This is a genomic window from Dietzia sp. SLG310A2-38A2 (assembly GCF_014145095.1).
Classification (GTDB): domain Bacteria; phylum Actinomycetota; class Actinomycetes; order Mycobacteriales; family Mycobacteriaceae; genus Dietzia.
In genome coordinates this window covers 42,312-53,201 of sequence record NZ_JAALDX010000056.1, presented here as the reverse complement: position 1 = coordinate 53,201, position 10,890 = coordinate 42,312, and the positions used below count along the sequence as shown (strand labels likewise).

Genomic DNA, 10,890 nt, shown 5'->3' with positions numbered 1-10,890 from the left:
CTCGACAGGGACCTCCGGTCGCTGGGGCCGCGCGACCGGGTACGACCCGGGGACGGGGCCGGCGGGGCGGTGCTGGACGCGTGGGGCGGCCCGGTCGGTGAGCACGCGGTCGTAGGACGCCAGCGGTTCTGGACACCGCTGCGCGTGATCATGATGTTCGCGGTGCTGTTCCTGGCCCTCGGGTTCTTCTCCAAGGCCGCATGTCTGGTCACCACCTCCCCCACCGACGGCTCCGCGCCGGGGCTCGACTGGACCGGCCAGCAGTACTACAAGGCGTGCTACGCCGACCCGCTCCCGCTCTACGCCGTGCAGGGCCTGGACTCCGGGGAACTGCCGTATCGGTACATGTGGGTGGGCGACGACGGCGGGGCCCGCTACATGGAGTACCCGGTGGTGTCCGGGATGTTCCAGTACGTCACCGCCCAGGCGGCCCACGCCTGGCACGCGGTCGCCCCCGGCGGTCCCATCGAGGTGGTCAAATACTTCGTGCTGGGGGCCGTGATCCTCGCGTTCCTCTGGATGGTCGCCGTATGGGCCACCTATCTGTCGGCCGGGCGTCGGCCGTGGGACACGCTGCTCATGGCGGCCAGCCCACTGATCATCTTCCAGGCCTTCACCAACTACGACCTGATGGCGGTCGCGTTCGCGTCCGTGGCACTCCTGCTGTGGGCGCGCAGCAGACCGGTCTGGGCGGGGGTCGTCCTGGGGATCGGCGTGGCGGCCAAGCTGTACCCGCTGTTCCTCTTCGGCGCGCTGCTGGTGGTGGCCATCCGCCGCAGGCGCTTCGTGGACCTGGGCAAGGCGGCCGCGGCCGCGGTGGCGGCGTGGTTGGCGGTCAACCTGCCGATCATGATCCCGTTCCCGGAGGGCTGGCGGGAGTTCTTCCGGCTCAACTCGGATCGGCCCGCCAACCCCGAGAGCATCTACGCCGTCATGCAGACCCTGACGGGCTGGGAGGGCTTCGACGCCGGTCGCGCTGCGGGCGAGGCCCCGGCCACGCTCAACACGGTGTCCCTGGTCCTGTTCGCCCTCGGCTGCGTGGCCGTGCTGGTCATCGGCCTCACCGCCGCCACCACCCCGCGCATCGCCCAGTTGGCGTTCCTCATCGTTGCGGTCTTCCTGCTCACCAACAAGGTGTGGAGCCCGCAGTATTCGCTGTGGCTGGTCCCGCTGGCGGTGCTGGCGGTGCCGCGGGCCAAGCTGCTGGTGCCGTGGATGGTCTTCGACGCCCTGCTGTGGGTGGCGCACATGTCGTACTTCCACGGGGTGGCGAACAAGGGGATCGGGGCCGAGACGTTCCATCCGCTGGTCCTGGTGCGCGACCTGATGGTGGTGGCCATCTGCGTGGTGGTGATCCGCGAGATCTACCGGCCGCACCTGGACCTGGTCCGGATGGCGCACCAGGGCACGCCCGAGGGGCCGGACCCCCTGGCCGGGGTGCTCGCCGACCCCGGGGAACCGCTGGTCGGACCCCCCGCCGACGACGACCACGACGACGACGACGACCACGACGACGAGGTCCGCGGGGCCCGGCAGAGGGAGGGCACCACCGGATGAGCACCAGTGCGATGATCTGGATGTTCCTGTGCATCCTCGTCGGATTCGTCTGCATGGTCACCGCCGCCGGCGGGCACCGCGCGGGGTGGCGCCAGCCCGTGTGGATCTCCTGGACCGTGGCGGCCTTCCTGTTCCTCACCGTGGTGCCCGTCGTCCTGGCGTTGACGATCGGCCTGCGGCACGGCTGAGGCGTCTCGATCGGGCTGCAGGGATTTCGTCCACCGAGCTCAAGCGGGGTAGCCTTAGCGGGTTGCTGACGCAACGACCCTCCTGCCACGGAAATTCCGTGGCCGAATCTGTAGTCCACAGGAGGTGATGAGGTCCCATGCGTCAATACGAAGTGATGGTCATCCTCGATCCGAGTCTCGACGAGCGCACCGTGGCGCCGTCGCTGGACACGTTCCTCAACGTGATCCGGCAAGAGGGCGGTTCGGTCGACAAGGTCGATGTCTGGGGAAAGCGCCGCTTTGCCTACGAGATCAACAAGCAGACCGAGGGCATCTACGCCGTCGTCCAGATCAAGTCCGAGCCGGACGCGGTCAAGGAGCTGGATCGTCAGCTCGGTCTGAACGAGAACGTGCTCCGCACCAAGGTGCTCCGCGCCGACAAGTGACCCGGGTTCACCGGCTCGCCCGCTAATCTGGGCGTGGTCGGTCGAGCTCCGATCACATCCACCTGAGCGTCAACACGGAGGACAAGCGCATGGCACAGGGCGACACCCCCATCACCGTGGTCGGGAACATCGTCGCGGACCCCGAGCTGCGGTTCACGCCGTCGGGTGCCGCGGTGGCGAACTTCCGGATCGCCTCGACGCCGCGCCGCTTCAATTCCCAGACCAACCAGTGGGAGGACGGCGAAGGCCTGTTCCTCACCTGCAACGTGTGGCGCCAGGCTGCCGAGAACGTGGCGGAGTCCCTGCAGAAGGGGATGCGCGTCGTCGTCAACGGTCGCCTGCGCCAACGGTCGTACGAAACCCGTGAGGGCGAGAAGCGCACGGTGTACGAGGTGGAGGTCGACGAGGTCGGCCCGTCGCTCAAGTACGCCACGGCCAAGGTCACCCGCACCAACCGCGAGGGCGGCGGGGGCGGATTCCAGGGTGGTGGCCAGCAGGGCGGCGGTCAGCAGGGCGGCGGATTCCAGTCCGGCGGCCAGCCGCAGGGCGGTTTCGGTGGCGGCCAGGGCGGCGGCCAGCAGAACGACGATCCGTGGGGCAGCGCTCCCCGGGCCGGCGGTTCCGGTGGCTTCGGCGGCATGGACGACGAGCCCCCGTTCTGATCCCAGGGTCTTTTCCCTCGGGGCGCGCGATGCGCCCCACCCCATAAGCATGAGACATGACCTCGCGAGAGTCCGGCCCCGGTCGGCTCGTCGGAGGAAAGAAAGGTAGACGGATCATGAAGCTGATCCTCACCGCCGACGTCGACAAGCTCGGTGTGCCGGGCGACATCGTCGAGGTCAAGGGCGGATACGGTCGTAACTTCCTGCTCCCGCGCGGGCTGGCCATCGTGGCCACCCCGGGCGCCGAGCGCCAGATCGAGTCGATCAAGCGGGTCCAGGAGGCCCGTGAGGTGCGCGACTCGGACCACGCCAACGAGCTCAAGCAGAAGCTCGAGTCGCTCGCCGACGTCAAGGTCGCCGTCAAGACCTCCGACACCGGCAAGCTGTTCGGCTCGGTCACCGCGGGCGACGTCGCCTCCGCGATCAAGTCCGCCGGGGGGCCGGCGCTCGACAAGCGCGCCGTCCACATGCCCAAGGATCACATCAAGTCGACCGGCGCCCAGAGTGTCGTCGTCGAACTGGGGCATGACACGACCGCCAAGGTCGAGTTCGAGGTCGTTCCCGCCTGATCTCCCACGTAGGGCCCCGGTCGTCGTCCGCGACGGCCGGGGCCCTCGTCGTGGGAACGACGGGGTTGTGGACCGCCTGTGGATAACCGGGTGGGCGAAATACAACGATGTCGGATCCGATACCAATAATGTTCATCTTTCGTTACCTATTGCGTCGTTGAACCGAGCGTGATAGACGCGGTTCTCCACCGTCGCACATGCGAGCGAATGCGGGGATGACCAGCACCTTTGTTCAATTGCGACCCGGTAATCCACCAGTTGTCCACAGTAGGACCGGCATCGGACCTGCGAATCGGGAATTCATCCACAGTTGTCCACAGTCGGCCACCAGCGATTGTGGAGAAGCCTGTGGATAACTTGATGGGTGGCTGCCGGGCGTGTCGCCCCGGTGGCCTACAGTGAACTGGTCACGCGGGGCAGGCGAGGCGACTCGGGGAGTACCGAACGCGGAGGCGTGAGGCGGAGAGGAGAGGTCATGGCGCAGGGGGGATTCGACGGATCCGACGAGATGCCGCCTCCGCCTGACGAAGGTGGACGCTCCGAGTTCGGTCGCACACCGCCGCAGGATCTCACCGCGGAGCAGTCGGTGCTCGGCGGAATGCTCCTCAGCAAGGACGCGATCGCGGACGTGGTGGAGGAGATCCAGCCGGGCGACTTCTACAAGCCGTCGCACCAGGCCGTCTACGACGTGATCCTGGATCTGTACGCCCGTGGCGAGCCCGCGGACGCCGTCACCGTGGCCGCCGAGCTGGACCGCCGTGGTGATCTCCGGCGCGCCGGCGGGGCCACGTACCTCCACACCCTCATCTCGACCGTGCCCACGGCGGCCAACGCGGGGTACTACGCGCAGATCGTCTCGGAGAAGGCTATTCTGCGCCGCCTGGTCGACGCCGGGACGCGGATCGTGCAGTTCGGCTACTCGGGGTCCGAGGGCGCCGACGTGGCCGAGGTCGTGGACCGGGCGCAGGCCGAGATTTTCGAGGTGACCGAGCGACGGACCACCGAGGACTACGTGATCATCGAGGAGCTCCTGCAGCCCACGATGGACGAGATCGACGCCATCCACACCGCCGGCGGGCTGAGCAACGGTGTCCCCACGGGCTTCGCAGACCTCGACGCCGTGACCAACGGGCTCCACGGTGGGCAGATGATCATCATCGCCGCCCGACCCGGTGTCGGTAAGGCGCTCGCCCTGGACACCGTGCTCCCGACCCCGGGCGGCGTGACCACCATGGGGAACGTGGGCGTCGGCGATCGGGTGCTCGGCGCCGACGGGCAGCCGACCGAGGTCGTGGCCGTGACCGAGGTGTGGGAGGACCGTCCCTGCTTCACCCTGCGGTTCAACGATGGCGCGGAGATCGTGGCGGACGCCGAGCACGAGTGGCGGATCGAGATGGGCGGCACCCACCAGACCGTCACCACCAAGTCGCTCGAGACTCTGATGCTGGTGAGCGACTTCGGCATCCTGGTGCCCGAGAGTGCGGGTTCCGGGCGCCCCGATCGCCTGATCATCGACGTGCGCAGCGCGCAGAGCGTTCCGGTCAGGTGCATCGAGGTCGCCGCCGACGATCACTTGTACCTGGCCGGCCCCACCGCGATCCCCACGCACAACTCCACCATCGGCCTGGACATCATGCGTTCGTGCTCGATCAAGAACGGGCTCTCCTCCGTGCTGTTCTCCCTGGAGATGAGCAAGACAGAGATCGTCATGCGTCTGATGAGCGCCGAGGCACGTGTCAAGCTCTCCGACATGAAGTCGGGAAAGATGAGCGACGAGGACTGGACCCGCATGGCCCGGCGGATGGGCGAGATCTCCGAGGCCCCGCTGTTCATCGACGACTCGCCCAACCTCACCATGATGGAGATCCGGGCCAAGGCCCGCCGGCTCAAGCAGAAGCACGACCTCCGGCTGATCGTGGTGGACTACCTGCAGCTGATGTCCAGCGGCAAGAAGGTCGAGTCCCGCCAGCAGGAGGTCTCCGAGTTCTCCCGCCAGCTCAAGCTGCTGGCCAAAGAGCTCGACGTGCCCCTGATCGCGATCTCCCAGTTGAACCGTGGCCCGGAACAGCGTACCGACAAGCGGCCCCAGGTCTCCGACCTCCGCGAGTCCGGCTCGCTCGAGCAGGACGCCGACATCGTCATGCTGCTCCACCGGCCCGACTCCACCGAGCGCGACGACCCCCGCGCCGGCGAGGCCGACCTGATCCTGGGCAAGCACCGTGGTGGTCCGACCTCCACCATCACCGTGGCGCACCAGCTGCACTACTCGCGGTTCGTCGATATGGCGCGCGGGTTGTAGGTGCCTGTTGGTTGCCAAACAGTGTGTCAGTTCGCCAGTTTGCTGGCAGTGGCGTGCCGCTAACTTGTCAGGTCCATCCCGGTTTCTCGTGGCGACGGGCGCGAGAAACCCGGTCAGATCTGGCTAACCAGCACTGTCAGCAGAAGACACGACCTAGTCAGACTGCGGCTCATGGGTGACTGGATCCGTTGGATAAACGTCAGAATCGAATCCATTGCTCACATTCAGATCCGGCCTCTCATCCTGCAATCTGTGCAGCAAGGTAACTCCGTGGGATCGCCACTCGGCGCTATCGAACCCCTCCCGCCAGACGGGGACCCACATCCCTCCCACTTCATTACGTCCGACAAAATTCTCATGCCAGTCCGTCACCCATGCCTCAAACTCCCCGACTAGATTGTCTGAGAGTCCAAGGCTCTCGGTCTCCACGAGGCCGGCGAATCCCTTAAGAGCATTGTCGCCCCTGGTGTCCCCCCATATGAACCCGAGAACGCCACGATGTGGACTTATAAAGATAGTTCGTTTCATGGCTAGTAGTTGACCCCCTCTGGGAAGATGTCCGAAATGTACCGGCAGGACAAGCTTGACGCGAAGCAGTAAAACTCACGCGATGATCAATCCGTGTTCTAAAGATGATGAGGCACACTCGGGAACGTTAGTCTTCGAATTACCAGTACAGAATGGCCAATCCGGCCACGGTCTCGCGAGTCACGACTCAGTAACGGGAGACACGCCCTAGTTGATCGTGTCGCCGAAGCAGGTCAGATCCAGGTCAACCGAGGCGCGGAGTGCCTCGAGCTCTGGATGGGCGAGAAGTTCAGCGATGAGGCTCTCATCGCCGGCAATGATCGTTGAGTCGAAGTCAACCTCGGTGGCGAGATACCAGGACCGGTCCGCGGGCCACATAGCGTTCGGAGTGGGCCACGGGACCCGCTGCGTGCCTACAACTGCGGATAGATCGCCTCGTACCACAATTTGCTGACGTCCACCGAGCCGAAACCGTGCAGGACTAATCCCTGGAAAGAACGAGCCATCGTTGGTGTTGATGCGTCCGTTGCCTTCCCAGAAACCAAAGAAGACATCGTCGGCGGTGGAGGTGTGGCGGGAAAGGATGTCAGCAAGGATGAGGAACTGCGTCGCGTCGATCTGTCCGATCGACGGTGCGTACCCGTTCCACTCTGCATACAGGTCCCCGGAAACGGTCCCTCCATCGTTGTCGGTGGTCGCGCTGCCGATCAGTCGATGCCACTGCACGCCCGGGTGAATAACTGCACCAGTGCGAGCGGCAATATCGGCCCAGCGAAGCGGTGGGCGGTCTGGCCCGCCTGGAGGATCCGGACGGTGAAGGACGCGACAGTGCGCCGGGTAGCCGTCGGGGACGTGCATTGTGAGTTGGCGGTGAGAGCCGGTGAACTGCGGCAGCAGCCACTCAAGCTCGGCAGCATCCTCGACCGGCATGGCCCCTTGGACCCACACTCGCAGCCACCCTCACATGTTCGTGCCGTCGGTTCGCCCATCATCGACCGTGCTGCGCTGAGCGTAACCGCTGGCGGTTGACGATTCATGTCGGAACAGGCATCACCGTCCGCGAGCGACTCCTGACTCCTGCTCCCCCGGTTTTCAAGGGCGAAGCGGCCGTCCCAGTTCCTTGGTTCTAGGACGTTGCGCGGTTTCTTTCATCAACAGGCCGGTCCGGGACGAAGCAGAGTGGACCGGCACCGCTGGCGTCGAGGTTGACGAAGAAGGTGACCACCGTCTTCTTCACTTCCTGCCAGCCGAAGGCGATGGTCCAGGCACTACCGGATGAGCTCAGCTGGGCGCGAAACCGCCGACCTCGATCGATACCCACAGGGGAACAAGCAACAAAATTACGGCACTGAAGCCGGCCATGGCCGATCCGGTCAGGAGCCGTCCGCGCCGCCACCTCCACAACAGCAGCCCGCTGGCCGCGTACACCGCTACAACGGGAACTGCCCACGAAAGCCAATAGCCCACCGTCGGACCGGGCACTCCAGGCGCTCGGTCCTGTGCCGGCACCGCCGAGAGGTCTGGAACCGCGGAGACGTCTCGGAAAGTCTGGACCGCCCAGGTAACCGTGTGCCAGCCGATCACGAGGCCCACGAGCAGGCCGACCGCCGGCAGGAGGGAAACGAGCAATCCACGAAGAACGCTCTCGCCCGATCGGCCAGCGGCCGCCGAGCCCGCATCGGCATCTCCGCTGACCATCCGATCACCATAGTTGCCCGCCTTCATTCGAGGCTTTCAGCTCATCGACAATCGCGAGGTTTGGGCCTCATCTACCAGTCCTCGCCGACAATCAACGCCCCCTAGTGTTGCGATCCGCACCCAGAGGGATCGTGCTAATAGTGGGGCACCCGAAGCGAAATCGGCACACCCTCCGGATCCAGACGAACCGGTGGCCGAAAAGTACTAAAACGCGCCGGTATCCGCTGTCGCGACGGAGCAACCTTCAGAGCGACAACCGGCCAGCACAGCAAGAACCCCCGCACTGCGAATGTGTGCTTGGTCGAAGCCTGTCGGGTACCGTCCGAGTCAGGTAACCCCGCGCCCGGTGGCTTCGCCCACCGGTTCGTCTACTGCGTGGGGCTCATCGATGGAATCCGGTAGCACGCCGCGAGTGATTCAAGTCCTCGTGGGCCATGAAATATTCGAAGATGGAACCCTTCCCCCGCTCCACGTGGACGACGTCATCAGCGTCACCCTCTCCTTGTGCTCATCCACAGCAACCAACGAACCGGGGACGACCCCCCACCGCGTCACAGTGCAGCCGAAGTTCGGAGATGCCCCGTGGGCCGACCGGGACGACACCCTCTGGTGGCCGTTCGAGGTCGCCGGGAATGGGTGGACCGCCACCTGGCGCCACCACTCCCCGGTCGCCGGCCTGATGCACATCGCAGGCTTCCTCACACCCGACTTCCACCACGCAGTGCCAGGAGAGCCCGGCACAGTGACCGGCAGGGTGCGCCGCCTCCAACTCGTCGAACAGCAGGCCAAGGTCACGCATAGGGCGCACGGTTACGTGCCGGGTACCGAGCGGCTCACAGACCTCGGGACGTCACCAGACCGATACTGGCCGGACTGGTGGAACTTTGCGGAAGACGGTCAGTTCGAAGAACGCTGCATCCTGATCGATCTTGACCTGGACTCCGTTCCCGACCAATCGCCCCGTTTCGATGCCGGCGACGTGGCGGCCCACGGATCCGACATATGGATCATGGACCGATCCACCCCCGTCCTATTGCACCTGGACCGCTCCCACACTCCAGCCAGCTTGACCGAGTACCTGCTCCCGCTGGCCTTCGAGCCACCCGGTTACGGCGGAAGTCGGCGGCTTCATGCGGATAGCGGCGGCTGCTGGATCACGTGCCCGGCAGAGATCGTGCGCTGCGACCTAGGCGGCACGCGTGAGGTGAGCATCCGGCGCGTGACTGAGGACGGAGGTGACTTCACCGTCTACGTCGAGGGGAGACTGTTCGCTATCACCCAGCCGAATCCGAGCATGCGTATCCATGACCGATACGGTCCTATCCGGTTCGATCCCGAAGAGTTTCCGTTCCGCGAACTCGTTGGCGACTCGCTCGTGCGTGTCGAGGACGAGGAGACGATGGCGTTGGCCTGGGAAGGTCGCAAGCAACGGGGCCGCCAGAACCAGACCAAGGTAACCAGGGTAGCGGAGTGGGCAGACAACAATCCGTTGACCATCTGCACACCTGACGGCGGTGAAGAGACCGTCGACTTCGACGATCGGACACCCGGCCGCGTGAACTGGGTCCGCCCCGACCCCTTCAACGATCCGGCCAACGCAGACGTCGTAGACCCGATCGCCTTCCGCTTCCCCTACAGCTGACGAGAATGGCTGACGAGAGTAAGCGCGGGACGTCGCGGAAGTCTGTGCGGGAGGCCGTGCTCTGAACGGGGAGACCTCGCGCGCCCCGATGTTGCTAGATACTGGGTTGATGCGCCAGGAGACAATTGCCGAGGCCATCCGGCAGGAGTTCGAGTTAACCCGGGACTGGGTGTCCATTGCCGGGGCGCTGAGTGTGCTCGGTATCAACGACAGGGTGGCTACCAGGCTCGAGGTGGAGCCGATACTCAGGTGTGTCGATGAGACGCCGACTCTGAGGCTGGGGACGGTGCGCTCACGGTTCCAGGAGATTGATTCGCCGCTGCCGATAGCCGATCTTCTCGACGAGATCTTCAGCTGTACTTCCCCGTCTGACCGGGTCGGGGCCATGATGGGCTACTTCATCGACGTCATCCCTTCCGGCGACTAGTGACGTCACCGTGCGTCAAGGTGAGAGCCATGTATGTAATTGGGCGAGCGGTGACGACGACAACGAGTTCAGACGGTGATGGCGACTCGGCGACCGCCGTAGCGCAAGCGGATCGCGACTCCGATGCCCTCCTCAGGGTCGGCAGGGTCGGCAGGGTCCGCCACACCCATCTGTCCAGCTTCCCGCCGAGGTTGTCGAGGAGTAGATGGACAGAGTCTCAGCGGAGGGGTTGCCGACGATGCGGCAGTCTGGCCAAACTTTCCGAACGCGGCTGGTGATGAGCTCTGGCCGACATAAAATTGTCACGGATTGTCAGCTGCGCGGCTTCTGCCAGTCTCGTCACAACCCGCGGCTGACAGGACGGTGGCAACGTGCTGGTGGGCCGGCGGTGTACTGACAAGCTGTTTGGGAACCGACACCGCGCAAGGCGAAATGTCGGTTGCCAAACTAGGGCGTGTCTCTTATAGCTAGGCGGTGCCTGTCGGCACCGAGATCCACTAGAAGCAGAAGTCTCGGCGCTTCGCCTACGAGCAGTGGGAGCGGATCGAGCCCGTGCAACCCTCCGTCGAAGAGTGTTCGAGTCGCCTAGCAGCGTGACTATCCTGTCGGGTTGACTGTGGCGGCCAAGTTCAGGACCGGAGGGCGGTCACTGAGCGGGTGAGGTCGATGCGCAGCGACAACGGCAGATGTGTTGTCAACCCCAGACCTTGAGGTAATCGCCCGAGCAGTGCAAATGCGCGAACACACCACCGTGAACTAACCCCCAGGACCGGCGCACGAGAGCCGGTGGCTCCCACCCCATCGGCCACCCGCTCTCAAAACCAACGACGGTGGCTCCCAACCGCAGTATTCAGTGGCTCCGAAACCCTCAAGTACTCAGCAGCGACCACCACGA

At 65.0% G+C, this 10,890-nt stretch carries 10 protein-coding genes; 8 read left to right on the top strand and 2 right to left on the bottom strand.

All coding sequences use genetic code 11. The features are described from left to right. The 6 genes from G6027_RS02390 to dnaB form a co-directional block, all read left to right on the top strand. A partial coding sequence (locus G6027_RS02390) for a glycosyltransferase 87 family protein (RefSeq protein ID WP_182635060.1) occupies positions 1-1,557 on the top strand: 1,557 nt, incomplete at its 5' end. Next, complete coding sequence (locus G6027_RS02385) at positions 1,554-1,745, top strand: hypothetical protein (protein ID WP_182609865.1); 192 nt, start codon at positions 1,554-1,556, stop codon at positions 1,743-1,745. The genes G6027_RS02390 and G6027_RS02385, both read left to right, overlap by 4 nt. A gap of 137 nt (positions 1,746-1,882) precedes the next feature. Further along, positions 1,883-2,170: a 30S ribosomal protein S6 gene (gene rpsF / locus G6027_RS02380; protein WP_107747067.1), complete on the top strand. Its 288-nt coding sequence runs from the start codon at positions 1,883-1,885 to the stop codon at positions 2,168-2,170. Positions 2,171-2,259: 89 nt separating this feature from the next. Further along, positions 2,260-2,832 (top strand): single-stranded DNA-binding protein, encoded by a 573-nt coding sequence (locus G6027_RS02375; RefSeq protein ID WP_107747066.1) that lies wholly within the window; start codon positions 2,260-2,262, stop codon positions 2,830-2,832. Between the two features lie 116 nt (positions 2,833-2,948). After that, positions 2,949-3,401, top strand: coding sequence for a 50S ribosomal protein L9 (rplI, locus tag G6027_RS02370; protein WP_182635058.1), 453 nt, complete (start codon positions 2,949-2,951; stop codon positions 3,399-3,401). Positions 3,402-3,909: 508 nt separating this feature from the next. Further along, positions 3,910-5,700, top strand: a complete 1,791-nt coding sequence (gene dnaB, locus G6027_RS02365) for a replicative DNA helicase (protein WP_182635069.1) — start codon at positions 3,910-3,912, stop codon at positions 5,698-5,700. Positions 5,701-6,435: 735 nt separating this feature from the next. Here the strand turns inward: dnaB and G6027_RS02360 are convergent. Both G6027_RS02360 and G6027_RS02355 read right to left on the bottom strand, forming a co-directional pair. After that, positions 6,436-7,158 carry a hypothetical protein gene (locus tag G6027_RS02360; protein WP_182635056.1) on the bottom strand — a complete coding sequence of 241 codons (723 nt, stop codon included), beginning with the start codon at positions 7,156-7,158 and terminating at the stop codon, positions 6,436-6,438. Positions 7,159-7,509: 351 nt separating this feature from the next. Then, a complete protein-coding gene (locus G6027_RS02355) occupies positions 7,510-7,953 on the bottom strand; it encodes a hypothetical protein (protein WP_182635054.1) in 444 nt (147 codons plus the stop codon). 445 nt (positions 7,954-8,398) lie between these two features. Between G6027_RS02355 and G6027_RS02350 the strand changes: the two genes are divergently transcribed. Continuing rightward, positions 8,399-9,568 (top strand): hypothetical protein, encoded by a 1,170-nt coding sequence (locus tag G6027_RS02350; RefSeq protein ID WP_182635053.1) that lies wholly within the window; start codon positions 8,399-8,401, stop codon positions 9,566-9,568. 109 nt (positions 9,569-9,677) lie between these two features. Next, positions 9,678-9,995 carry a hypothetical protein gene (locus G6027_RS02345; RefSeq protein ID WP_182635051.1) on the top strand — a complete coding sequence of 106 codons (318 nt, stop codon included), beginning with the start codon at positions 9,678-9,680 and terminating at the stop codon, positions 9,993-9,995. Positions 9,996-10,890 lie beyond the last annotated feature (895 nt).